This is a genomic window from Novosphingobium sp. CECT 9465, from assembly GCF_920987055.1.
Classification (GTDB): Bacteria; Pseudomonadota; Alphaproteobacteria; order Sphingomonadales; family Sphingomonadaceae; genus Novosphingobium.
The window spans coordinates 635,344-659,850 of the sequence record NZ_CAKLBX010000001.1 but is presented as its reverse complement, the minus strand read 5'-3'; the positions used below and the strand labels follow the sequence as shown (position 1 = coordinate 659,850).

The following is a 24,507-nucleotide window of genomic DNA, read 5'->3' as shown; positions in this document are numbered from 1 at the left end:
GGGGCTGGCGCATGACCTTGCGCCAGTCCTCGACCGAACTCGCCATCGCCACGCCCGGACAGGGCCTGCATGAAATGACCCGTGAAGTCTGCCAATGGGTAGAGGCGCAGGGCATGGCCACCGGGCTGCTGACCGTGTTCTGCCGCCACACGTCCGCCTCGCTGTGCATTCAGGAAAATGCCGCGCCCGAAGTGCGGGGCGACGTGGCGCGCTGGCTGAACCGGATTGCCCCCGAAAATGCGGGTTACGCCCACGATGACGAAGGGCCGGACGACATGCCCGCTCACCTCAAATCGATCCTCACGGGGGTCTCCTTGTCCATTCCGGTCCTGGCGGGGCGCCCGGCGCTTGGCACATGGCAAGGGATCTACCTTTGCGAGCACCGCCACGCACCGCACCGCCGCCTGATCATGCTGCATCTTATCGGAACTTGATTTGCGGTTAACCATCCGGTGATGCCTGCAACCACGACTTCGGCCCGATAACGCGACTTATCGCCTGACGATCAGGTTAAATTTTCCTGCCTGACCCTGCGCAGCAATACGAAGCCCCCGCCTTACGCAAGATTCCGCTTCCCCCGTTACCCAAGGCACCATGCCGGATCGGCTATCGGGGAGTGACGATGTTCAAGTTCAACATTTCGGCCAAGTTCATCGCCGCCTTTGCGCTGCTTCTGGCGGTGATGGGCGGTATGGGCTTGTTCGCCATCATCAAGATTGGCGAGGTCAACGCGATTGCCGCCGAACAGCGCGACCGCTGGATGCCCGCCGCCGCCACGCTTGGCGATATTCACGCCTACACATCGCAATATCGCCTGAAGCAGGATGAGATGTTCGATGCGCCATCGCCCGAAGCGGTAGCGCGCAGCCAGAAGCTGCTGAAGAACGCGCGCGTCGCCATCGATGGCGGTTTGAGCGATTATGAGAAGCTGGCTTCGACGCCCGAACAGAAGACCGCCCTCGGCGCCATCCGCGAGGCGTGGAACACCTCCATCGGCCAGGACGACCAGATGCAGTCTCTGGCGCTGGCAGGCGACAGCAGCGCCGCACAGGCGATCCACAATTCCGAAGCGCTGGACACCTTCTACGCGCTTGAAGATGCGATTCTGGCTGCCATCGAGGTAAACCAGAAAGCGTCCGACGCAGTCGCTGCCCATAGCGAAGAAATCTATGCTGCTGCTCGCAAGTTCACGCTGGCGGCGATCGGTCTCGGACTTGTCGCAGCACTGGGGCTGCTGGCCTTCCTGATGCGCAACGTCGCAAAGCCCGTGGTCCGCATGGCCGAAGCCGTGGGGCGTCTGATCGGCGGCGATCACGCCGTCGTGGTGCCGGGCCTGCACCGCAATGACGAACTGGGTCAACTTGCCCGCGCGCTTGACCAGTTCCGCGATGTATTTGCATCCGATCATGCCCGTGCTGAAGCCGAAAAGGCCAATGCCCGCGAAACGCAGATGACGATCGACGCCATCGGCGAAGGCCTGACCGCACTGGCCGATGGCAAGCTGACCTTCCGCGTGCCCGAAAACGGCAGCGGCGCGCTGGCCAAGCTGCATGTCGATTACAACGCCGCTGTCGCCTCGCTCGAACGGGTTCTCAGCAAGATCGCCGACGGGTGCAATACGATCAGGCTGGGCACCGACGAAATCGCCAGCGCGGCCACCGATCTGTCACTGCGCACCGAACAGCAGGCCAATTCGCTGGCCGAAACCTCGCGCACGCTCAGCGAGTTCACCACATCGGTCAAGACGACTGCGGAAAACGCCAAGCAGACCAGTTCGCGGCTGACCGTGGCGCGCAGCACTGCCGACAGCGTGGGCGATACCGCCAATCGCGCGGTGGCCGCCATGCGCAGCATCGAGACCAGCTCGCGCGAAATGGCCGAAATCGTCAACGTCATCGACGGGATCGCCTTCCAGACCAACCTGCTGGCGCTGAACGCCGGCGTCGAGGCGGCGCGCGCTGGCGATGCGGGCAAGGGCTTTGCGGTTGTCGCCACCGAAGTGCGGGCACTGGCCCAGCGCTCGTCGGACGCTGCCAAATCGATCCGCGAACTGATCAGCAAGAGCACCGATGAAGTCAGCGGCGGCGTTGCCCTGGTGGAATCGAGCGGTGAGGCGCTGCGCCAGATCGTCGCCGAAGTCAGCGCGGTTTCGGCTCTGGTCGAACAGATTGCCGAAGCCGCCGGGCAGCAGGCTGCGGGCATCGCCGACATTTCCTCGATGGTCGGTTCGATGGACGCATTCACCCAGCAGAATGCCGCGATGGTCGAGGAAAGCTCGGCAGGCACACGCAACCTTGCGACCGAGACCGTGGCGCTGGTCGACCAGCTTGGCCGCTTCGAACTGGGCAGTGGCACGGCAAGCTTGGCGCCGCAGCGCCAGCCATCGCGCGAACCGACTGCGGCATATGCGCCGCCAGCGCCATCACCCCGCCCTGCACCGGCACCGCGCCCTGCCGCAACTTACGGGAACACCGCGCTGAAGGCCGATGCCGAAGATTGGAACGAGTTCTGACGCCTATCCACCGCCCTGAATCATCCATCAAACTGCAAGGACTGTATCCCATGAAACTGATCGGAAAAATCGCACTTGGAATGACCGCGCTTTCGATGACGACGACAGCATCGTTCGCCCAGTCGCCGGAATGGCAGCGCCAGGTTTCGCGCATCATCGCTTCGAAGCAGACCTATCCGCGCTCGGCACAGATGCGCGGCGAGGAAGGCACGGCGCGTGTGAAAGTCTACGTCGGTTCGGGCGGCGCGATCGAACGTACCGAACTGGTCGCACCCTCCGGCTCGGCAACGCTCGACAAGGAAGCGCTGGCGATGGCCACGCGCGCGGGCACTGTTCCACCACCGCCGGGCGGTGCCACTTCTCTGGTCGTGCCGGTAACGTGGAAACTGCTCTGATGTGACGCAATACGCCGCCGGTCCCCCCTTGCCGGCAGGATGAATGGGGCGGCCCCGCAAGGGACCGCCCCCTTTTTCACGTTCAGCCCACCGAGAACGACAGCGCGCCATCGCCTTCGTCAATGGTGACGGTGCTGCCGTCGGGAATCTCTCCCGCGAGCAGACGCTCCGCGAGCGGGTCCTGCAAATGCCGCTGGACCGCGCGCTTGAGCGGCCTTGCGCCATAGACCGGGTCGTAGCCGACACGCCCCAGCCAGCGCTTTGCAGCGTCGGTCAGGTCGAGCACGATCTTGCGGTCCTTGAGCAGCTTCTGCACACGGCCGACCTGGATTTCCACGATCGGGGCCATGTGTTCGTGGCCCAGGCGGTGGAACAGGATGATCTCGTCCAGCCGGTTGAGAAATTCGGGGCGGAAATGGCCGCGCACGATATCCATCACTTGCGGTTCGACGCTGGCAACGTCCTGCCCCTCTTCCAGATTGGCGAGATACTGGCTGCCGAGGTTGCTGGTCAGGATGATCAGCGTGTTGGTGAAATCGACCACGCGGCCCTGACCATCGGTCAGGCGGCCATCGTCGAGGACTTGCAGCAGCACGTTGAACACATCGGAATGCGCTTTCTCGACCTCGTCGAACAGCACGACCTGATAGGGTCGCCTGCGAACCGCTTCGGTGAGAACGCCGCCTTCATCATAACCAACATAGCCTGGAGGCGCGCCGATCAACCGGCTGACCGAGTGCTTCTCCATGAACTCCGACATGTCGATGCGGACCATCGCGCTGTCGTCATCGAAAAGGAACCCTGCCAGCGCCTTGGTCAGTTCGGTCTTGCCGACGCCGGTGGGACCGAGGAACAGGAAGCTGCCCAACGGGCGGTTCGGGTCCTGAAGCCCCGCGCGCGCACGCCTCACGGCCTTTGACACCGCAAGGACCGCGTCCTTCTGGCCGATCACGCGTTCACCGATCACGTGCTCCATCTTGAGCAGCTTTTCACGCTCGCCTTCCATCATCCGGTCGACCGGAACGCCGGTCCACTTGCTGACGACGGCGGCGATGTCCTCGGCGGTCACTTCCTCGCGCAGCATGGCGTTCTGGCTGACGCCTTCGGCCTCGGCCAACTGCCTTTCCAGTTCGGGAATGCGGCCATAGGCAAGCTCACCGGCTTTGGCGAGATCGCCAGCGCGCTGTGCCATTTCCAGTTCGCTGCGGGCAGCGTCGAGCGCTTCCTTGATCTTGCCCTCGGCGGCGATCTTGTCACGCTCGTTCTGCCAGCGAGTGGTCAATTCCGAAGACTGTTGCTCAAGATTGGCAAGCTCCTCGCGCAGGTTCGCCAGCCGGTCCTTCGACGCGGTATCGACTTCCTTGGCGAGCGCCATCTCCTCGATCTTTAGCTGGATGATCTTGCGATCGAGCTTCTCGATTTCCTCCGGCTTGCTTTCCACTTCCATGCGGATGCGGCTGGCGGCCTCGTCCATCAGGTCGATGGCCTTGTCCGGCAGAAAGCGGTCGGCGATGTAACGATTGGACAGAGTGGCCGCCGCCACGATCGCGCCATCGGCGATGCGCACGCCGTGGTGCAGCTCGTACTTGTCTTTGATGCCGCGCAGGATGGAAATCGTGTCTTCCACGGTCGGCTCGCCCACGAACACCGGCTGGAACCGGCGTTGCAGCGCGGGGTCCTTCTCGACATACTTCTGGTATTCGTCGAGCGTGGTGGCGCCGATGCAGTGCAGTTCGCCGCGCGCGAGAGCGGGCTTGAGCAGGTTCGACGCATCCATAGCGCCCTCGCCCTTGCCTGCCCCGATCAGGGTGTGCATCTCGTCAATGAACAGGATGATCTCGCCCTCGGCGCCCTTCACCTCGTCAAGCACCGCCTTGAGGCGTTCCTCGAACTCGCCACGATACTTGGCCCCTGCAATCAGGCTGCCCATGTCGAGCGCCATCAGGCGGCGGTCCTTGAGACTGTCGGGCACGTCGCCATTGGCGATGCGCAGCGCAAGTCCTTCGGCGATGGCGGTCTTGCCGACGCCGGGTTCGCCGATCAGCGCGGGGTTGTTCTTGGTGCGGCGGGCAAGAATCTGCACGGTGCGGCGAATTTCCTCGTCGCGGCCAATCACCGGATCGAGCTTGCCCTCGCGCGCGGCCTCGGTCAGGTCGCGGGCGTATTTCTTCATCGCGTCATAGGCGTTTTCGGCGCTCGCGCTGTCAGCGCTGCGGCCACCGCGCAAGGCGGTGATCGCGGCTTCGAGTGCCTGCGGGGTGACGTTCGCAGCCTTTAGCGCTTGTCCCGCAGCCGTGGTGGTGGCGAGCGCCAGCGCGACGAGCATGCGCTCGACGGTGACGAAGCTGTCACCCGATTTGGTGGCGACCTGTTCGGCCTGGTCGAGCACACGCACGGCATCATTGTCCAGACCGGGCGTCTGCTGTGCGCCTGAACCGGACACGGCGGCCAGTTTGGCCAGCGCCTTGTCTACCTCGGCCTGTGCAATGGCGGCATTACCGCCTGCACGCTGGATCAGCCCGCTCGCCATGCCTTCGCTGTCTTCGAGCAGGGCCTTGAGGATGTGTTCGGCGGTAATCCGCTGATGGCTCATGCGGATGGCAACGGTTTGCGCGGCTTGCAGGAAACCCTTGGCGCGGTCAGTGAATTTTTCGAGGTTCATGGGTAGAGCGTCCTCCTGTTGCGCAGAACATGGTGTGGCTTTTTCGCAACACAAGGGCTGTGCGGACAAAAGTGGTTTAGCACTCGATCAGGGGCGGTGCGTTGATTGAACGCAAGTTGTGCAAGCCCACCCCCAACCCCTCCCGTAAACGGGAGGGGGGCGTTGTTGTGATCGGCCCTACCGCTTGCGGGAGGGCCGCGAGACTTAGCGAGCCGTAGGCGAGGTTAGTCGCAGCGGGGTGGGCATCCGCTCCCCATCATTTCGCCGGATCATTTGCCTTCGCAGCACCCGGTGTAAATTCCTTGCCGAAGAAGCTGTTCGCATACCAGCGCGGGCGTTCATCGGCATTGGCGAGCGATTGCACGGTGAAGTAATTGACCTTGGCGAAGAGCGCCGCAGCATCCCAGTTGAACGGCAGCTTCAGGTCATCGCTGGGCTGGTGATAATTGGTCTTGAGGAAATCGCGGAACGCCTTTTCGCCGGGGCCTTCGAAGCCCGTCATCATGAACACGGCAGGCACGCCCTGCTGCACGAAACGGTAGTGATCCGACCGCGTGAACAGACCTTCTTCGGGTATGGGATCAGGCGAAAGCTTGATGCCTGCCTTGCGCGCCGCATCGGCCACGACCGGACCCATGGTAGAGTTTTCCGCGCCGAACGCGACGACATCGGTGAACATGTAAGTGAGCACCGGCATGTCGAAATTGACGACGGCGACAAGATCACTGCTGGCGACCGGGTGGCGCGCAAGGAAGTCGGAACCGATCAGCCCGCCTTCCTCGCCGGTCAGCGCAGCAAACAGCACCGAACGGCGCGGCTTTTCCGTTGCGATGGCCTTGGCGACTTCGAGCATGGTGGCGACGCCCGACGCATTGTCCATCGCGCCATTATGCAGCGTATCCTCACCCTTGCCGTGGATGCCGATGTGATCGAGATGCGCGGTCATGCCGACGAATTCACCCGCCAGCTTCGCATCGCTTCCCGGCAGCATGGCGACCACATTGGCGCTGGTCACGTCCTTCCATGTGCTGGCGAGCGACAGACTGGCCTTGCCCGGCAGCGCAAAGCCCTTGGGCCTACCGCCCTTTTTGTCCGCAGCCGCCCGAACTTTCGCCAATGGCTTTTTCGCAGCGGCAAACAGCGGCGCGGCGGCATCGGGGTTCAGCGTGATCGAGGCCTTGATGCCGGGCGCGCGGCTGAACGCCTTGCCATCGGCGCCAACCCAGCCCTTGGCCGGACCATCGGAAATCGCAACGCGTTTCTCCCACGGGCGACGGGCGGTGTCCTCGATGGTGGGAATGGCGATCAGGGCAACCGCGCCGCGCTTCATCGCCATGACCGCCTTTTCCGAATTGAGGTGCGCGCCCAGTTCGCTTGGCATGCCCTTGGGGAATCCGGTGAGGACGACCACGATCTTGCCCGTCACATCCAGGCCCTTGTAGTCATCGAAACCCAGGTCAGGCCGATCGAAGCCGAAGCCTGCAAACACCATCGGCGCATCCAGCGTGACCGCCTTTTCGGCAAGGCTTGGCCGTACCAGCACTTGGGCGGTATCGGACAGCACCGTGTCCTTGCCGCCGAAGTTCAGAATCAGCTTCGGCGCACCGTCCAGCCGCGCCTCGCGCACCGTCAGCTTCTGGAAGAACGTGCCATCTGCCGCAGCAGGCTTCAGGCCCATGGCGATGAACTGCGATGCGACGTAATTCGCCGCAATGTCATACCCGCGCGATCCCGTATCGCGGCCTTCGAGCAGATCGTCGGCAAGGAAGGTGACGTGAGCGCGGACCGCCTCTGCATCGAACACCGGACCTTGCGCGAAGGCGGGCGTGGCAACAGTGGCGAGAAGGGCGGCGATCAGGGCTGGCTTGACGTTCATCGGTCTCTCTTCGTCGTTTGTCGAATTGGTGAAAGCGGCACCAGCCCTATCGGCATGGCCCCCTTGCGCGCGCGATGATGAGCACTAGAAAGTTTCTGCACAAACTAAATCTTGATCGATCGCTGGTCTGCATTCAGGCTGGACTCCATCAGGACCGTTATCTTCATCGCGAGCATCACAAGATGCCGCCGCCAGCCTTCGGGAACATCATGCAGCGACTTTTTACCGCCAGCCTGCTTGCCATCGCCGCCACACTTCCCGCCCAGGCGCTTGCGCAAGCGGCGAAACCGGTTCCACTGGCCGATCTCGTCGCCAAAGTGCAGATCCCCTACGAAAGCTTCAAGCTGGACAACGGATTGACCGTACTGGTCCATACCGACCGCAAGGCTCCGGTCGTGGCGGTATCGATCTGGTATGGGGTGGGTTCAAAGAACGAGCCGAAGGGCAAGACCGGCTTTGCCCACCTGTTCGAACACCTGATGTTCAACGGCACCGAAAACGTGCCCGGCGATTTCTTCCAACCATTGCAACAGGTGGGCGCAACCGACCTGAACGGCACGACATGGTTCGACCGCACCAACTACTACCAGACCGTGCCCACAGCCGCGCTCGACATGACGCTGATGATGGAAAGCGACCGCATGGGGCACCTGCTTGGCGCGGTGACACAGGGTGTGCTCGATAATCAGCGCGGCGTCGTGCAGAACGAAAAGCGGCAAGGCGACAATGATCCATTCGGCCTGGTCGAATACGAACAGCTCGAAAACCTCTACCCGTCCGGCCATCCGTATCATCACTCGACCATCGGTTCGATGGCGGATCTCGATTCGGCCAGCCTTGATGACGTGAAGGGATGGTTCAAGGACAACTACGGCCCGAACAACGCGATCCTGGTGCTGGCAGGCGATGTGGATGTGACGACGGCAAAGGCGAAGGTCGCCAAATGGTTCGGCGCTATCCCCTCCGGCCCCGCGATCAGGCCGGTAAGCGCACCCGTGCCGACCCTGCCCGCGCCGCTGGCCAAGACGATCAGGGATCAGGTGGCAACCACGCGCATCTATCGCATGTGGGCCGTGCCGGGGCTGGACAATCCCGATTACCTGCCGCTCGATCTGGCCGCATCGGTACTGGGCGGGCTTGCCTCGTCGCGGCTCGACGATGCGCTGGTGCGCCAGCAGAAGGTGGCCGTGGCGGTTGCCGCCAGCGCCTCGATCTTTGCGCAGGCCGGGCAGTTCGTGGTGCAGGCCGATGTGACTCCGGGGCAGGATGCCGCGAAGGTCGCTGCCGCGCTGGACACCGAGATCGCGAAGTTCATCAAGGAAGGGCCGACGGCAGACGAAATGCTGCGCGCGGCGACATCGGCCACGGCGGGCGAAATTCGCGGGCTTGAGCGCACCGGCGGCGGCAGCGGCAAGGCGCCGACACTGGCTGAAGGCCTGCTCTACAACGGCGATCCGCAGCACTATCGCACGGAACTCGCCCGCATTGCCGCGATGCAGCCGGGCGAAGTGGCCGCCGCCATGCAGAAGTGGCTGACGCGCCCGGTCTTCGCGCTGACCGTGGAGCCGGGGGCGCGTACAGAGGGTGGCGAAGGGCGCGGCGGATTCTTCACGCGCGAGGCGACGGGCAGCCGCCCCGCCTACTTCCGCGATCCCGATGCCATGGCCAAGGGTGCGCCGGTTTCCAATGTCACCCCGGCGGACCGTTCGAAGCTGCCTGCGGTGGGTGAACTCACTCCACTGGATTTCCCGACGATCGAGCGGGCGATGCTCAAGAACGGCATTCCGGTCTACTTCGCGCGGCGGACTGTGGTGCCGACCGTATCGGTTCGGGTCAGCTTCGATGCAGGCTATGCCGCCGATCCGAAGTCTGCGCTGGGCACGCAATCGCTGCTGCTGAATCTCATAGACGAAGGCACACAGACGCTGGATGCGTCCGCTCTGGCGCGCGAGCAGGAACGGCTGGGAGCCAGCATCCGCCTCTCTGCCAATCCAGACATGACATCGTTCCAACTGGATGCGCTGTCATCGAACCTTGCACCCTCGCTGGGCCTGCTTTCGGACGTGGTGCTGCATCCCAGGCTCGATCCGGCCGAGCTGGAGCGCGTCCGCACACAACAACTCGCCGGGATCGCGGCCGAGATGAAGGACCCGGCTTCACTGGCCAATCGCGTGTTGAACCCCGCGCTGTTCGGCACGCAATTTCCCTATGCCTTCCCGCCAAGCGGCAAGGGCGATCCCGAAGTGGTGAAAACCCTGAAACGCGATGATCTGGCCGCGTTCCACGCGCGCTGGTTCCGCCCGGATACGGCGCGGATCTTCGTGGTGGGCGATACCACGCTGGATCAGGTGGTGAAGATGCTCGACGGATCGTTCGGCAACTGGAAGGCCAATCGCATGGCGCGCCCGATCAAGGACTTCACGGTTCCGGTCCCTGCCCCCAAGGCGCGCGTCATTCTGGTCGATCGCCCCGGATCGCCGCAATCGTATATCTCCGGTGGCAAGGTGATCGATGCCAAGGGCACCGACGATCTCGTGGCGCTCGGCACGGCGAATGACGTGTTGGGCGGCAATTTCCTGGGCCGGATCAACATGAACCTGCGCGAAAGCAAAGGCTGGAGCTATGGCACGTACAATGGCGTGACCGAACCGCTCGACCGGATCAGCTTCCGCGTGATCGCGCCGGTACAGAGCGACAAGACCGGCGCGGCCATCGCCGAAATCCGCAAGGAAATCGACACTTTCACCAGCACCGGCGGGGTCAGGCCGGAGGAACTCGACTGGTCGACCAAGGGCAGCGCCCGCGAACTGCCCGGCATGTTCGAAACCAGCGCCGCCGTGCTCGACGGCATGGCCAAGATCGTGAACTACAAGCGGCCCGACGATTACTACGAAACGCTGGCCACGCGTTATGGCAAGATGACCACGGCCGATGCCGACAAGGCGTTCCGCTCGAAAATTTCGGGCGATGGCATGGTATGGGTGGTGGTTGGCGATGCGGCCACCGTGAAGCCACAGCTTGCCGACCTTGGCCTGCCGATCGAGGAAGTGGCTGCGACAAAGTGAGACCGGAGCAGTCTTGCTATTGACATGATTGTAGATAATCTGCCGGCAACACCAAATGGAGAGTGACCCATGTCCGTTGCCGGCAGCTACAATTGTGTAACCCACACCCCGATGGGCGACCAGATCAGCACATTCACCGTCAACCCTGATGGCGACAGCTTCACCGGGACCAACAGCGGCCAAATGGGATCGATGCACGTCGAAAACGGCAAGGTGAATGGCAACACCCTGACCTGGCAGATGAACATGACCGTGCCCATGCCGATGACGCTGGACTGCACGGCGACGGTCGACGGCGATACGCTGAGCGGCACCGTAACCGCAGGGATGTTCGGTTCGTTCCCGATGGAGGGTGTGCGAGCCTGAAGGACGCCGCTTCAGGCAGAAACGAAAAGGAGAGGGCTTTGCGGCCCTCCCCCTTTTCGTTTGGCGATTATATCGGTTGCGAACACAAGCGCTGGCTTCGTCGTTGCGAGCCTCGCGCAGCTAGGTGAAGCAATCCAGAGCGGTGTGTAACGACACTGGATTGCTTCGCCGGCTTCGCCTCCTCGCAATGACGGCGTGATGTTTGCAACCGACATGATCGCCGTTCGTTTGCGGATGAGATGACGATCAGGCCAGTTTCTTTTTCAACAATTCGTTGATCATCTGCGGGTTGGCCTTGCCCTGCATCGCCTTCATCGTCTGGCCGACGAAGAAGCCGAACAGCGCTTCCTTGCCAGCCTTGTACTGCTCCACCTTGTCGGCGTTGTTGGCCAGGATCGTGTCGATGGCGGCTTCGATGGCGCCGGTGTCGGTCGTCTGCTTCAGGCCATCGCGTTCGACGATCAGGGCGGCACCATCGCCGGTTTCCAGCATCTTTTCCAGCACCTGCTTCGCGATGGAGCCGGAGATGGTGGAATCGGCCACGAGCGCGAGCAGTTCCGCCCCCGCAGCCGGGCTGACCGGCGAGGTTTCGAGGCTTTTGCCCAGCTTGTTCAGCGCGCCGAACAGTTCGGAGATCAGCCAGTTGGCAGCCTGCTTGGCAACTTCGGCCTCGCTCTTGCTGGCTTTGGCGGCCGTTTCAGCCAGCAGCAGTTCGAACCAGCGCGCGGTTTCGACATCGGCGGTCAGGACATTGGCGTTGTAGGGCGAAAGGCCGAGCGCGGATTCGTAACGGCGGCGCTTGGCGTCGGGCAGTTCGGGCAGGCTTGCGCGGCATTCGTCCAGGAAGGCGTCGTCCAGCACCAATGGCAGCAGATCGGGGTCGGGGAAGTAGCGATAATCGTGCGCGTCTTCCTTCGAACGCATCGAGCGCGTTTCATTGCGATCGGGATCGTAGAGGCGCGTTTCCTGCACGACCTTGCCGCCGTCCTCGATCAGCGCGACCTGGCGCTTTGCTTCCTGTTCGACCACGGCCATCACGAAACGGACCGAATTGACGTTCTTGGTCTCGGTCCGGGTGCCGAGTTCGCCGCCGGGCTTGCGCACCGAGACATTGACGTCTGCGCGCATCGATCCCTGATCCATGTTGCCATCGCACGAACCGACGAAACGCAGGATCGTGCGCAGCTTCGACAGATAGGCTCCGGCTTCGGCGGGCGAACCCATGTCCGGGCGGCTGACGATTTCCATCAGCGCCACGCCCGACCGGTTGAGATCGACGTAGGACATCGTCGGGTGCTGATCGTGCATCAGCTTGCCCGCATCCTGCTCCACATGGATGCGTTCGACGCCGATGGTCTTGGTCGCGTCCGGGTTCTTGTCATCGATCTGGATCTCGATCGCGCCTTCACCCACGATGGGGTGGTAAAGCTGGCTGATCTGGTAGCCCTGCGGAAGATCGGCGTAGAAGTAGTTCTTCCGGTCAAACCGCGACCACTTGTTGATCTGGGCGTTGATCGCCATGCCGGTGCGCACGGCCTGCCGGATGCATTCGCGGTTGGGCACGGGCAGCATGCCGGGCATTGCCGCATCGACCAGGCTGACCTGCGTGTTCGGTTCAGCCCCGAATGCTGTCGCTGCGCCGGAGAACAGTTTGGCATGGGTGGTGATCTGCGCATGGACTTCAAGGCCGATCACGACCTCCCATTCGCCGGTGTCGCCCTGGATACGATAGTCGCTCATGGTGTTGCCCGATAAGGTGTGAGTGTGCAGTTGGGAAGAGGTCAGTTGCCCGAAACTGGCGTTGAGGGAAATGAAGCAGCCTTGCGGCGCGACCACGCTCTCGCAGGGCGCTCAATCAGGACGGCGGCGGGCCATGCGGCCGCAAGGCAGATGGCGATGATTGTCAGCTTGGCGAGGTCTGCCTGCCAGTCCGGCCCCACCAATGTATCGGCTCCGCCAAATCGGGTTTCGGCGATGGTCATGCCCAGCCTGCCCTGCACCACGCCGAGCAGATCGAACACGCGCCCGATCACGAAGACATGGACCATGTAGAGCGCGTAGGACAGCGTACCGAGCAACTGGAACGGACGGGTTTCGAGGAGCTTTGACACCATCCCCTTGCCAATTGCCCCAAGGCCGACAAAGGCCACGGCGGCAAGATCAAACGCGGCAATATTGCCACTACCCCACAGAACGGCACCAAGCGCAACGAGCGCGGTGATTTCCAGTGCAGTAAACAGCGCCGAAGATGAATTTGCAGACGGGCGAAGCGCAGTGAAAACAGCATGCAGGGCCATGCCAAGACCGAAACCGGCGATGCCGCGTGCCAGGTCATAGGCAAGGCCCAGCGCTTCGGGATCAAGCAAGAGCATCGCCAGCGCCAGAGCTGCTGCGATCAGTGCCGCTGCCACCGCGCCTTGCCCCAGCCAGCGCCAAGCCAGCGCAGCGAGGACGTACAACACCATTTCGATGGAAACCGACCAGCTTGGGTGGTTCCACGCCATGCCTGTGATTGGCACGAAGCCATTGAGCAACAGCAAGGCGGCAGGCAGATCGGCGATGTCCTGACGCCCCGCGAGGATGCCGTTCACACGCATGTCTGGCCGTGCGAGCCCTAGCCCGGCCATCGCGATCAGGAACAGCGCCAGCATCACCGCGTGCAAAGGCCAGATACGACCCCAGCGGAGCCATGCGAACCGCAGGAATGAAAATCCGCCAGCAAGGCGTGTGCCGTAGGCCGAGGTAATCACGAAGCCGGAGATTACGAAAAACAAATCGACGAGCCTGCCGAAATTGATGTCCCATCCAGCGGCGGAAAGGCCCGAACTGGCCGGGATGTGGTGAAACACCACACCCAGCGCCGCAAGGCCGCGCAAGGCATCAAGGACCGGATAACGGGCGACCGCGCCCCCGCCATTGCGATCCTGCGCGAAAGTTACCACCACTTCTCCGGGCGCGCGGTGAATGCGGCGCGGGTCTCGATGGCCAGTCCTGCGTTGAGCACGCCCTGTTCGTCGAACGCCTTGCCGATCACTTGCAGGCCGAGCGGCAGACCGCTGCGGTCAAGCCCGGCCGGAACCGACATCGCGGGCAGACCTGCCAGACTGGCGGGCACCGAGAACACGTCGTTCAGGTACATTTCCAGCGGATCGGCGCTCTTTTCGCCCAGCGCGAAGGCCGAGGACGGCGCGGTGGGGGCAAGGATCACGTCGCACAACTTGAATGCTTCGGTGAAATCACGCGCGATCAGCGCGCGGACCTTCTGCGCCTGCGTGTAATAGGCATCATAGAAACCCGCCGAGAGCACATAAGTACCGATCATGATGCGGCGCTTCACTTCCGGCCCGAACCCTGCGGCGCGGGTGGCGGCGTACATGTCCTGCAAGCCCGCGCCATCGGGAAGGTCACGCAGGCCATAGCGCACACCATCGTAGCGGGCGAGGTTCGACGAGGCTTCGGCGGGTGCAATGATGTAATACGTCGGCAGCGCATACTTGGTGTGGGGCAGGCTGATCTCGACGATTTCCGCGCCTGCGTCCTTCAGCCAGGCGATGCCATCATCCCACGATTTCGCCACGTCCGGGTCCATGCCGTCGAGACGGTATTCGCGCGGGATGCCAACCTTGCGCCCACGCATGTCGCCGGAAAGGTTCGCCGTCCATTCCGGCACGGGCAGGTCAAGGCTGGTCGAATCCTTGGGATCGAACCCGGCCATGGCTTCGAGCATGATCGCGCAATCGGTCACATCACGCGCCATCGGGCCTGCCTGATCGAGCGACGAGGCGAAAGCGACGATACCCCAGCGCGAGCAGCGGCCATACGTCGGCTTGATGCCCGAAATACCAGTAAACGCAGCGGGCTGGCGGATCGAACCGCCGGTGTCAGTGCCGGTGGCCGCAGGTGCAAGGCGCGCGGAAACCGCAGTGGACGAGCCGCCCGACGAGCCGCCTGGTGCCAGCGGCGCGGTGTCGTTCGGCCGACGCCACGGCGAGATGACATTGCCGAAGGCGCTGGTTTCGTTGGAAGAACCCATCGCGAACTGATCGAGATTGAGCTTGCCCAGCATGCCCGCGCCTGCGTTCCACAGATTCCGCGAAACGGTCGATTCGTACTGCGGCTTGAAGCCTTCGAGAATTTTCGAGGCAGCGGTGGTCTGTACGCCATGGGTGGCGAACAGATCCTTCATGCCGATGGGCACACCTGCCATGGTGCCGAGCGGCTTTCCGGCAGCGCGGTCCGCATCAACCTGCGCTGCTGCTTCCAGCGCTTTTTCCGGCGTGGTGATGATGAAGGCATTGAGCGCGGACTGTGCCTCGGAAACCGCCGCGTTGAACGCGGTGGCCACTTCGGTGGCAGTGAAATCACCATCTACCACGCCCTTGCGGATGGCAGCGATGCCAAGATCGGTCAGATTGGTCATTATTCGATCACCTTGGGAACGCCGAAGAAGCCGTGTTCCGGCGCAGGGGCATTGGCCAGCACCGCATCGCGCATGTTGCCGCCGGTCAGCGGATCGGCGTTCACCACATCGTCGCGCAGCCGCTGTGTGTTGGGGATGACGGCAGTCATCGGCTCGATCCCGGTAACATCGACTTCGGCGAGCTGTTCGACCCAGGCGAGAATGCCGTTCAGTTCGGGCACCATCGCCTCAAGCTCTGCCTCGGAGACCTTTATGCGGGCCAGCGAGGCGATCTTTGCCACCGTGGCGGTATCTACGGACATGGTCGGATACTTTCAACGCGCGATAACATGGAAACGCCGCGCGCTACCAGAGCGCGCGGCGTGCTTCAAGCCGAGGCGAGACCGGATGGCCCCTCCCCCGGCGCGATCAGGGTTGTGGCGCGCCTTCGGGCATCGGCATCTCCTGGGGCATGCCCTGCGGCATACCGCCCGGAGCGCCACCTGCACCGCCCTGCATCTTCTGCATCTGTTCGAGCATCATGCGCTGCTGCTCAAGCTCGGCGGAGCTTTTGTAGTCGATCAGTTCGATTTCGAAAACGAGATCGCTGTTGGCAGGAATGACGACTTCGCCGGTCTGCGGATTGCGCTTCTCTTCGGCACCGTAAGCCTTGTCGGCCGGGATTTCGAGGACGTACTTGCCGCCCTTCTGCATCTTGGCCAGACCTTCGGAGAAACCGGGGATCACGGTTTCGAGCGGCAGCACGGCGCGCTCACCACGATCGAACTCCTTGCCGGTGGCCAGGCGACCGACATAGTTGATCAGAGCAACGTCGCTTTTGGTAGGCGATGCGCCGGCACCGGCCTTCACCGTTTCGATCGAAACGCCCTTGTAACGGGTGGCATAGGCAACGCCCGAACCGATCAGCACGGCGACGATCACGCCAAGCCATATCTTGGTGAGCGAGCCTTTGGCGACAGGCTGCAACGGAACGCGGGTGACTTCCGACATGTTTTCCCCCTGGAGTCGCGACTCGCACGAGTCGCGCCGGATTCGATGGGTCCCGGACACAGAAAAGGGCGCCGGGTTACGGCGCCCTCTTGGCCCAAGCGGGCCGAAACGGCAAGTAGCCAGATGGGGCGCGATGGCCCCTTCCGGTCCTACTTCGCGCCGTCACGTTCCTGGCGCTTGCGTTCAAGCTTGCGAGCGCGGCGAACGGCGGCAGCCTTCTCGCGAGCGCGCTTTTCCGACGGCTTTTCGAAGTGACGGCGCAGCTTCATTTCGCGATACACACCTTCGCGCTGCAGCTTCTTCTTGAGCGCACGAAGGGCCTGGTCGACGTTGTTATCGCGAACGAGAATCTGCATAAACCGCTATACCTCAATCTTACGGCGAGAGCCCGCTATGCCTGCGGGAGTCACCACAATTCATGGAAACACTAAACGGGCCGAATCCAACGGGATCGGCTCGGACCGGCGGGCCACTACCCAAATTGGGCAGCAAAGGCAAGCAAAGTCGTGCAATTCGCGCACTGACAGTCTAAGGGGCGCGGCATGAACCACCCTTCGACATTGCAGGCCTCTACGCTGGTCGCCCTTGGCGGCGCAAGCGGGGCGGTGCTGCGTTACCACGCCGGGCGCCTGATCGGCGTGGCTGCCGGTCCCAATGCCGTGTTCCCCTGGGGCACGTTTTCGATCAATTTTGCCGGAAGCCTGCTGATGGGCCTGCTGGCCGGATGGCTTGCCCGCCAGGGAACCGCCGGAGAAGTGTGGCGGCTGCTGGTCGGCGTCGGTGTGCTGGGCGGCTTTACCACGTTCTCGGCTTTCAGCCTTGAATCGGCATTGCTGATCGAAAAGGGCATGTTCGGCATGGCGGCACTCTATGCCGCCGGGTCAGTCATCGCAGGAATTGCAGGCTTGTTTATCGGCCTTTTCATTACAAGGGCCATCGCATGAGCAAGGCACCGAAGAAATCGGGCGACGATCACGTCCGCCAGTTCACCGTCCAGCATGACGATGACGACGTGCGGCTCGACCGCTGGTTCAAGCGCCATCTGCCGGAGGTTGGCTTTGCCATGGTATCGCGCTGGGCGCGCACCGGGCAGATCCGCGTGGACGGCAAGCGCGCTGATGTCGATACGCGGGTCCTGAAGGGCCAGGTCGTGCGTGTACCGCCGGGCGGCGCGCTACCTCCCGGTCCCAGGGGACCGCGTGTCCGCAAGCCGCTGACCGATGCCCAGATCGAACTCGCCGAATCGATGGTGCTGGAACAGGATCGCGCGGCGATCATCCTCAACAAGCCGCCGGGCCTTGCCACACAAGGCGGCAGCGGCACCTATGAGCATGTCGACGGACTGCTCGATGCGTTCGTGGGCGAAACCGATGCGCGCCCGCGTCTGGTCCACCGGCTCGACAAGGACACGTCGGGCGTACTGCTCATTGCGCGCTCGGCCAACAGTGCGGCGTTCTTTTCCAAGCGCTTTTCCGGCCGCACCGCGCGCAAGATCTACTGGGCGCTGATCGTCGGCATTCCCGATATCAAGGACGGCATGATCGAATTGCCGCTGTCCAAGCAGCCGGGCACCGGCGGCGAAAAGATGATGGTCGATGAAAGCGGCGAAGGGCAGTCTGCCCGCACCCGCTATCGCGTGATCAGCCGTGCGGGCAATTCGGCGGCATGGGTCGAGCTGCAACCGCTGACCGGCCGCACCCACCAGTTGCGCGTACATATGGCCGCCATCGGGCATCCGATTGTGGGTGATGGCAAGTATGGCGGGCAGGCCGCGTTCCTGACTGGCAGCATCAGCCGCAAGATGCATCTGCACGCGCGCCGCCTGCGGATCGAACATCCCGAAGGCGATCTGATCGACGTGACCGCCCCCCTGCCCGATCACTTCGCGGCCAGCATGGCGCAGCTTGGCTTCCACGAAGAAGACGGCGATCTGGCAATCGATCCGATCAAGCCGATCCCCGAAAAGACCATGCAAAAGCGCGCGGCCAAGGCGCATTCGAAGGAATACCGCAAGGAGCGCCGTGGCGAACGCCGCAAGCGCGCCGATGGCGGCACGGCTTCGGGCGGCGGCGGTCGCAAGGCCACAGGCAAGCGCGCCGTGGCCGAAGCGGCAGCGGCACCCAAGCGCAAGTCCGGCGTGAGGAAGCCCGTGGACGGTGCGCCCGCGCGGTCTGGCACAAAGCCTGTTGGCAAGCCCCCGCTTGGGGACAGGAAGCCTGCCCCGCGCAAGCCCGCTGCGGGCAAACCTGTCGGTGGCAAGTCAGCGGGTGGCAAACCGGCGGGCGACAAACCTGCGGGGCGCAAACCTGCGGGGCGCAAGCCTGCTGCCCCCCGCGCCGCGCCCGCACGGCCCAAGGGTCCGCCGAAGGGCAAGGCTGGCTGACGCGCGCCGATGCATCCCAACCCTGCCTTCCGCCATGACGACCGTGATCTGCATGAGGCGCTGATCGCGCAAGTCGGCTTCGGCATGGTGTTTGCTGCCACGCCCGATGGCCCGCGCGTCGCCCATGTACCGCTGCATTCGACCGGGGACGGGGCGGTGCAATTCCATCTGGCGCGCGGCAATGCGCTGGCGCGGCATCTGGACGGGATGACCGCGCTGGCGGTGGTCAACGGGCCGGACGGCTATGTTTCACCACGCTGGTATGCTGATCAGGCACAAGTCCCGACATGGAACTACGTGGCGCTGGAATTGGAAGGCCGGGTGCGGCGAATGGATCAGGACGGGCTGCTCGCCCTGCTCGAAAACCTGACCGCCGCAAACGAAGCGCGCATTGCCGATGGCAAGCCGTGGACGATGGACAAGACCCCGCCCGATGCCTTGCGCAAGATGATGACTGCCATCGTCGGCTTCGAGATGGAAGTGCAAGCGTGGCGACCCACGTTCAAGCTTTCGCAGAACAAGTCGGCTGAGGAGCGCACACAGATTGCCGCAGGGCTTGAAGCCGAAGGTTCTCCGGCGATGGCTGAACTCATGCGCAGGCTGATCCCATGAAATTGGCGATATTCGATTGCGACGGTACACTGGTGGACAGCCAGGCCGATATCTGTGCCGCGATGGACGCCGCATTTTCCGCTGCCGGTCTCGTCCCGCCCGAACGACACGCCACCCGCCGCGTCGTCGGTCTTTCACTGCATGAGGCGATGCGTCAGTTGCACCCTCAGGGCGCGCATGCGGTCCACGCTGACCTGACCCAGCTTTACAAGGATGCTTTCCGCGCGCGCCGCGATGCAGGCGCGGTAGGAGAGCCGTTGTACAAAGGTATCGCCGGGTTGATCGAGGAATTGTCGGACGACGGTTGGCAACTGGCCGTCGCCACGGGAAAGTCGGACCGTGGCCTTGCCCACTGCCTTGCCGCGCACGGGCTGACGAAGCATTTCGTATCGCTCCAGACCGCGGACCGGCACCCGTCGAAGCCCGATCCATCGATGATCGAACAATGCATCGCCGATGCGGGCGCAGACCGCGCGCGCACTGCGATGATCGGCGATACCGTCTATGACATCGCCATGGCCTGCAACGCCGGGGTAACCGGCTTCGGAGTGGACTGGGGGTATCACGATTCGCATGAACTGATCGCCGCCGGGGCTGCGGAAGTCGCCATCAGCGTTGGCCACTTGCGCGATCTGCTGAAAGGCATGGCATGACAACATCGCCCGACGATCTTGCGGCGAAGCGCTTCGCCGTTCTGCAACTGGCGCGCCTTTCGGGCGCGGTGCTGGTGCTGCTGGCGGTCGTCTTGATTGCAGGCAAGGCGCCTGCATGGGCCGCCGGCCTGCCGCCCGAAGCGGGCTATACCCTGGCCGCCATCGGCCTGATCGAATTCTACGCGCTGCCGCGCTTCCTTGCGCGCCGCTGGAGGTCTCCACGAGAATGAAGCGTTTTTACCGTGACGTGACCGTTGCCGAGGCCGCAGGCGGCTTCGGGGTGCATCTGGATGGACGGGCGATCAAGACGGTCAGCGCGCGTCCGCAGATCGTGCCAACGCGCGCGCTGGCGGAAGCCATGGCGCAGGAATGGGCGGAACAGGGTGACGAGATCAACCCGGCGCTGTTCCTTCTGCGCGACATGGCCGACTTTGCGCTGGACGTTGTTGCGCGCGATCCCGCAGCCGCCATCGAAAGCCTGCTGCCTTATGCCGATACAGACACGCTGTGCTATCGCGCAGAGCCGGACGAGGCTTTTGCTGCGCGCCAGCGGCTGATGTGGGAACCGTTGCTGACAGAGGCCGAAACGCGGCTTGGTGTGCGGTTCGTGCGGATCGCAGGCGTGATCCACAAGCCCCAGCCACCCGAAACGCTGGCGCGGCTGCGCGACGAACTTGCCATGCTGGATGCCTTTTCGCTGGCAGCGCTGCGCAATACCGCAGGCCTTGCCGCATCACTGGTGATCGGCCTTGCCGCGCTTGCCCCCAACGCAGACATCGACGCGCTGTGGGATGCCGCCAATCTGGAAGAAGACTGGCAGGCCGAACTCTGGGGCAAGGACTGGGAAGCCATCGAACTGCGCGCCAGGCGTGCCGCTGCCTTTGCCGCAGCGGCCCGGTTTGCGGCGCTGGCGCGGGGTTAGCCCACCCACTCCGCCACGGCCTGCGCGACGGTGTTCGCGGCTTCGTTCAGCGCCGGGCCGACGTATTTCGCCTCGGCATCGGTGACCGGGACCACGCTTTCGAAGCGGCGGGTTTCGATTCTGCCCCCGCCGGTTTCCTTGATCGCATCGTAGCGGACAATCGCAGAGCGGGTGCGCGCGTCATAGCCCATGTCCAGTAGACGCCCCGAAAGTTTCGGTCCGTCACTGCCCGGATCGCCTTCGATCACCAGCCGATTGCCTCTGGCCCGGATCGTTTCCGCCAGCAGGCGCTGGAACAGCCGCGAGGGGCGTTCCACCCACATCGTCTTCTTGAGATAGGCGACATTGGCGTCATCGATCTGCACCGGAACGCGATTGACCGCAAGCCGCGCTTCGGCCGCAGGTTCGATCACGGCCAGCGCGGTGCCGAACGTACCGCTTGATGTCGCGCCCGCGGCGGGTGCGCTGGTCGGGCGGAGCGAGAGCAGCGTGTCGGGCACCTTCGGGCCAAGGCTGACACAGCCCGCCAGCGCGGTGGAGAGCGACATCGCGATCAGGGTTTTGCGGATCATCTCTCTCGCCTCCTCAGTTCTTGTAATCGGGCAGCTTGGGACCGCCCACGAAGCCACCGACACCCTGGTCGTTGATCCGGTCGGTGACCTCGCGCAGCGACTTGGTGGTCGCCTGCAAATCACGGATCGCGGCTTCGGCAGCGGGCAGGGTGCGTTCGTTCAACTGGCGCGCGGCAGGGCGCGCCTCGCTCAGCGTTACTTTCAATTCATTGGCCGCGCCCTCGGCCGATTTCAGCGTCTGGCGCATCTGCCGGGCAAGGCCGTTGCCTTCATCATTGATCATGGAATCAGCCGAATTGGTCAGCTTCTCGAAGCTTACCAGGGCATAGTTGGCCTGCCGCAAGGTCGCCTGCAGTTCCGCCATTGTCCGCTTCACGTCGGGTGAAGCATCAGCAAGGTTCCCACTGAGCTTGTCGGTATTGGTCAGGATGTTCTCGATCGACTTCTGGTTCTTGTCCGAAAGCACCATCGTCAACCGCTCGGTCAGCGTCGCCAGCCGTTCAAGCAGAAGCGGTGCGTTGGACAGGATTTCGCCAAGGCCGGAACGCTTGGTCGGGATCACGGGAACACCTTCAGGGCAGGTCGCGCGCTTGTTTTCGCGCGGACATTCGATGGCAGGCGCCCCCTTTACCGCACCCGAAAGCTGAATCGTGGAAACCCCGGTGAAGCTGCCCTGCAAGCTGGCGGTGGTGCCCTGCAGGATCGGGACCTTGCGATCGACCGCAATCCGCACCCGCACGAATTCGGGATCGCGCTCCCACAGTTCGATGTTCTTGACCTGCCCGAACGGTACACCTGAAAACGATACCTCCGATCCCTTTGCCAGCCCATCGACCGACTGCTTGAAGAAGATATCGTATTCAGCCAGTTCGCCCTGGTTCAGGCGTGCGATCCAGATGGTCAGCATGGCCGTTGCCGCCAGCAGCGCCAGTGTGACCAGACCGACCCATATGTGGTTTGCCCGCGTTTCCATGGCCTGTCCTTATGCCTCGCCCTTTACCGGCGCATTGCGTTGTGGCGTGTCGTCCGCCGCCACGTTTGCGCGCACGGCATCGTGCCGTGCCTGCGAATCCTGAGCGGCCCGCCCGCGCGGACCGTTGAAATATTCCTGAATCCACGGATGATCGAGCGCGAGCAATTCTTCGATGGTGCCCACCGCAATCACCTTCTTGTCAGCGATTACCGCCACCCGGTCGCATATCTCGTACAGCGTATCAAGATCGTGCGTGATCAGGAACACGGTAAGGCCTAGCGTCTGCTGCAATTGCAGGATCAACTGATCGAACGCCGCTGCTCCGATGGGATCGAGGCCCGCGGTCGGTTCATCCAGGAACAGCAGTTCAGGATCGAGCGAAAGCGCCCGTGCCAGTCCGGCGCGCTTCTTCATGCCGCCTGAAAGTTCGGACGGATACTTGCTGGTCGCGTCCGCCGGAAGGCCGGACAGCAGCACCTTGTAGCGCGCGATTTCGTGGCGCAGTTCATCGTTGATCTCAGGATAGAACTCGCGCAGAGGCACTTCGACGTTTTCGGCCACGGTCAGCGTGGAAAACAGCGCCCCGCCCTGAAACAGCACCCCCCAGCGGCTGCGAATGTCGATATCGGCATCGTCGCGCGCATCGGTGATCGACTGGCCAAGCACTTCGACTTCGCCCGATTCCGGCGTCTGCAATCCGATGATCGTCCGCATCAGCACCGATTTGCCCGTGCCCGATCCACCAACGACGCCGATGATCTCGCCCTTGCGCACATCGAGATCGAGACCATCGTGAATGACGTTTTCGCCAAACACGTTGCGGATGCCGCGAACGCGGATGGGGTAATCGCCCTCAAACGCATCGGGCATGTCGGGCAATTCCTGCACGGCTGCCTCTGGGGTTTGAACCTCGGCCATCAGCCCCACCCGATTTCCGTGAAGAACACCGCGAAGAACGCATCAAGCACGATCACGGTGAAAATGGCCATGACCACCGCAGCCGTGGTGCGTGTGCCCACTTCCTCGGCGTTGTTCTTCACCTGCATGCCCTGATAGCATCCTGCCAGCGCCACGATCAGGCCGAATACCGGAGCCTTGGTGATGCCCACCCAAACGTCATGCAGCGGCACAACTTCCTGAATGCGCGCCAGGAAGGTGAAAAACGGAATGCCAAGCGTGAGGCTGGAGAGGAACGCGCCGCCAATGATTCCCAGAAATGCCGAATAGAAGCCGAGCAGCGGCATCATCAGCATGGTGGCAAGAATGCGCGGAACGACCAGCGCATCCATCGGCGAGACGCCGATCGTGCGCATGGCGTCAACTTCTTCGGTCAGCTTCATCGTGCCGAGTTGCGCGGCAAAAGCCGAGCCGGAGCGGCCCGCCACCATGATCGCGGTCATCAGCACGCCCAGTTCGCGCAAGGTGAGGCGGCCAACGAGGTTTACGGTGTAGATCTCCGCCCCGAACTGGCGCAATTGCACCGCGCCCTGCTGTGCGATCACGATGCCGACAAGGAAGCTCATCAACCCGATGATGGCGAGCGAATTGACCCCGACCAGTTCCATCTGATGGACCAGGGCCTTGATTCGGAAGCGCGAGGGGTGGCGGGCCAATGAGCCGACCGAGAGCACGATCTGGCCAAGAAAGCCGATCACGCGCAGGAAGCCCATGCCCAGCCCGATCATCACATCGCCGACATGTTCGGGTACGCGCTGCAACAAAGGCAGGCGCGGGGCGCGGATCGAATGGGCGTTGGAATCGGCCTTGCTGATCGCATCAATCAGTTTCTGCGGCTCTTCCTTGCACCCCACGATCTTCGCGCCGGTATCGCGCGAAAGGCGCCACACCGTCCACGCGCCGACAGTATCCATGACGGTAACCGCAGAAACATCGATTTCCGCAAGGGAATCGTCCAGATCACGCAGGCTGCGGTCGGCCACGCCCAGCGCAGACACGGTCATAGGCCCGCTGAAAACGAGCACCGCCCCCTGGTCCCCGGACCGCGGCGTAAGCTGAAAATCTGTTAAAGCCCGCATGTTGTCCGCTTCATGCGGGAAATCTGGCAAGGCGACAAGTGCAACACATGCGCCATAACGCGGGAACTGT

The 24,507-nt window shown here is 63.1% G+C and carries 23 protein-coding genes; 11 read left to right on the top strand and 12 right to left on the bottom strand.

The genetic code is table 11. From position 1 onward, the window contains the following. Positions 1-17 precede the first annotated feature (17 nt). From LUA85_RS03205 to LUA85_RS03195, 3 genes are all read left to right on the top strand, one after another. Positions 18-434, top strand: a complete 417-nt coding sequence (locus tag LUA85_RS03205) for a secondary thiamine-phosphate synthase enzyme YjbQ (protein WP_231471750.1) — start codon at positions 18-20, stop codon at positions 432-434. Between the two features lie 188 nt (positions 435-622). After that, the gene (locus tag LUA85_RS03200; RefSeq protein WP_231466893.1) at positions 623-2,512 is read left to right on the top strand and encodes a methyl-accepting chemotaxis protein; all 1,890 of its coding nucleotides are present in this window, start codon (positions 623-625) and stop codon (positions 2,510-2,512) included. 50 nt (positions 2,513-2,562) lie between these two features. Next, positions 2,563-2,907: an energy transducer TonB gene (locus LUA85_RS03195; RefSeq protein WP_231466892.1), complete on the top strand. Its 345-nt coding sequence runs from the start codon at positions 2,563-2,565 to the stop codon at positions 2,905-2,907. Positions 2,908-2,989: 82 nt separating this feature from the next. Here the strand turns inward: LUA85_RS03195 and clpB are convergent, their stop codons facing one another. Next, on the bottom strand, positions 2,990-5,569 hold the full coding sequence (gene clpB, locus LUA85_RS03190) for an ATP-dependent chaperone ClpB (protein ID WP_231466891.1): 2,580 nt from the start codon (positions 5,567-5,569) through the stop codon (positions 2,990-2,992). A gap of 256 nt (positions 5,570-5,825) precedes the next feature. Beyond that, entirely contained in the window at positions 5,826-7,445 is a 1,620-nt protein-coding gene (locus LUA85_RS03185) for a M28 family metallopeptidase (RefSeq protein WP_231466890.1), read from the bottom strand. A 209-nt stretch (positions 7,446-7,654) separates the two neighbouring features. Here LUA85_RS03185 and LUA85_RS03180 point away from each other — a divergent pair, with 209 nt between their 5' ends. Together LUA85_RS03180 and LUA85_RS03175 are read left to right on the top strand one after the other, a co-directional pair. Further along, positions 7,655-10,510, top strand: a complete 2,856-nt coding sequence (locus LUA85_RS03180; RefSeq protein WP_231466889.1) for a pitrilysin family protein — start codon at positions 7,655-7,657, stop codon at positions 10,508-10,510. 69 nt (positions 10,511-10,579) lie between these two features. Then, the gene (locus tag LUA85_RS03175) at positions 10,580-10,876 is read left to right on the top strand and encodes a hypothetical protein (protein ID WP_231466888.1); all 297 of its coding nucleotides are present in this window, start codon (positions 10,580-10,582) and stop codon (positions 10,874-10,876) included. Between the two features lie 246 nt (positions 10,877-11,122). Here the strand turns inward: LUA85_RS03175 and gatB are convergent, their stop codons facing one another. From gatB to rpsU, 6 genes are all read right to left on the bottom strand, one after another. Further along, positions 11,123-12,616 (bottom strand): Asp-tRNA(Asn)/Glu-tRNA(Gln) amidotransferase subunit GatB, encoded by a 1,494-nt coding sequence (gatB, locus tag LUA85_RS03170; protein ID WP_231466887.1) that lies wholly within the window; start codon positions 12,614-12,616, stop codon positions 11,123-11,125. 41 nt (positions 12,617-12,657) lie between these two features. Next, the gene (locus LUA85_RS03165) at positions 12,658-13,818 is read right to left on the bottom strand and encodes an acyltransferase (RefSeq protein ID WP_231466886.1); all 1,161 of its coding nucleotides are present in this window, start codon (positions 13,816-13,818) and stop codon (positions 12,658-12,660) included. Beyond that, the gene (gene gatA / locus LUA85_RS03160) at positions 13,812-15,296 is read right to left on the bottom strand and encodes an Asp-tRNA(Asn)/Glu-tRNA(Gln) amidotransferase subunit GatA (protein ID WP_231466885.1); all 1,485 of its coding nucleotides are present in this window, start codon (positions 15,294-15,296) and stop codon (positions 13,812-13,814) included. Before gatA ends, LUA85_RS03165 begins: the two co-directional genes overlap by 7 nt. Continuing rightward, complete coding sequence (gene gatC, locus LUA85_RS03155) at positions 15,296-15,598, bottom strand: Asp-tRNA(Asn)/Glu-tRNA(Gln) amidotransferase subunit GatC (protein WP_231466884.1); 303 nt, start codon at positions 15,596-15,598, stop codon at positions 15,296-15,298. The genes gatA and gatC overlap by 1 nt, the downstream gene beginning before the upstream one ends. A gap of 106 nt (positions 15,599-15,704) precedes the next feature. Further along, a complete protein-coding gene (locus tag LUA85_RS03150) occupies positions 15,705-16,286 on the bottom strand; it encodes an FKBP-type peptidyl-prolyl cis-trans isomerase (RefSeq protein ID WP_231466883.1) in 582 nt (193 codons plus the stop codon). Between the two features lie 149 nt (positions 16,287-16,435). After that, entirely contained in the window at positions 16,436-16,642 is a 207-nt protein-coding gene (gene rpsU, locus LUA85_RS03145; protein WP_011446475.1) for a 30S ribosomal protein S21, read from the bottom strand. Between the two features lie 186 nt (positions 16,643-16,828). Between rpsU and crcB the strand changes: the two genes are divergently transcribed. Genes crcB through LUA85_RS03115 form a run of 6 tightly spaced genes read left to right on the top strand, consistent with a single transcriptional unit; the run spans position 16,829 to position 20,856 of the window. Then, positions 16,829-17,230, top strand: coding sequence for a fluoride efflux transporter CrcB (gene crcB, locus LUA85_RS03140; RefSeq protein ID WP_231466882.1), 402 nt, complete (start codon positions 16,829-16,831; stop codon positions 17,228-17,230). Beyond that, positions 17,227-18,669 (top strand): RluA family pseudouridine synthase, encoded by a 1,443-nt coding sequence (locus LUA85_RS03135; RefSeq protein WP_231466881.1) that lies wholly within the window; start codon positions 17,227-17,229, stop codon positions 18,667-18,669. The genes crcB and LUA85_RS03135 overlap by 4 nt, the downstream gene beginning before the upstream one ends. Positions 18,670-18,678: 9 nt before the next feature. Further along, entirely contained in the window at positions 18,679-19,281 is a 603-nt protein-coding gene (locus tag LUA85_RS03130) for an FMN-binding negative transcriptional regulator (RefSeq protein ID WP_231466880.1), read from the top strand. After that, the gene (locus LUA85_RS03125; RefSeq protein WP_231466879.1) at positions 19,278-19,934 is read left to right on the top strand and encodes an HAD-IA family hydrolase; all 657 of its coding nucleotides are present in this window, start codon (positions 19,278-19,280) and stop codon (positions 19,932-19,934) included. The genes LUA85_RS03130 and LUA85_RS03125 overlap by 4 nt, the downstream gene beginning before the upstream one ends. Next, positions 19,931-20,164 (top strand): hypothetical protein, encoded by a 234-nt coding sequence (locus tag LUA85_RS03120; RefSeq protein WP_231466878.1) that lies wholly within the window; start codon positions 19,931-19,933, stop codon positions 20,162-20,164. Before LUA85_RS03125 ends, LUA85_RS03120 begins: the two co-directional genes overlap by 4 nt. Then, positions 20,161-20,856, top strand: coding sequence for an ATP12 family chaperone protein (locus LUA85_RS03115; RefSeq protein WP_231466877.1), 696 nt, complete (start codon positions 20,161-20,163; stop codon positions 20,854-20,856). Before LUA85_RS03120 ends, LUA85_RS03115 begins: the two co-directional genes overlap by 4 nt. On the opposite strand, the gene LUA85_RS03110 is transcribed toward LUA85_RS03115, so the two are convergent. Genes LUA85_RS03110 through LUA85_RS03095 form a run of 4 tightly spaced genes read right to left on the bottom strand, consistent with a single transcriptional unit; the run spans position 20,853 to position 24,437 of the window. Further along, entirely contained in the window at positions 20,853-21,428 is a 576-nt protein-coding gene (locus tag LUA85_RS03110; protein ID WP_231466876.1) for an ABC-type transport auxiliary lipoprotein family protein, read from the bottom strand. The two genes, LUA85_RS03115 and LUA85_RS03110, sit on opposite strands and share 4 nt — an antisense overlap. Before the next feature lie 13 nt (positions 21,429-21,441). Next, complete coding sequence (locus tag LUA85_RS03105) at positions 21,442-22,401, bottom strand: MlaD family protein (RefSeq protein ID WP_231466875.1); 960 nt, start codon at positions 22,399-22,401, stop codon at positions 21,442-21,444. A gap of 9 nt (positions 22,402-22,410) precedes the next feature. After that, positions 22,411-23,271, bottom strand: coding sequence for an ABC transporter ATP-binding protein (locus tag LUA85_RS03100; protein ID WP_231471749.1), 861 nt, complete (start codon positions 23,269-23,271; stop codon positions 22,411-22,413). Between the two features lie 47 nt (positions 23,272-23,318). Then, on the bottom strand, positions 23,319-24,437 hold the full coding sequence (locus tag LUA85_RS03095; RefSeq protein ID WP_231466874.1) for an ABC transporter permease: 1,119 nt from the start codon (positions 24,435-24,437) through the stop codon (positions 23,319-23,321). Positions 24,438-24,507: the final 70 nt, after the last annotated feature.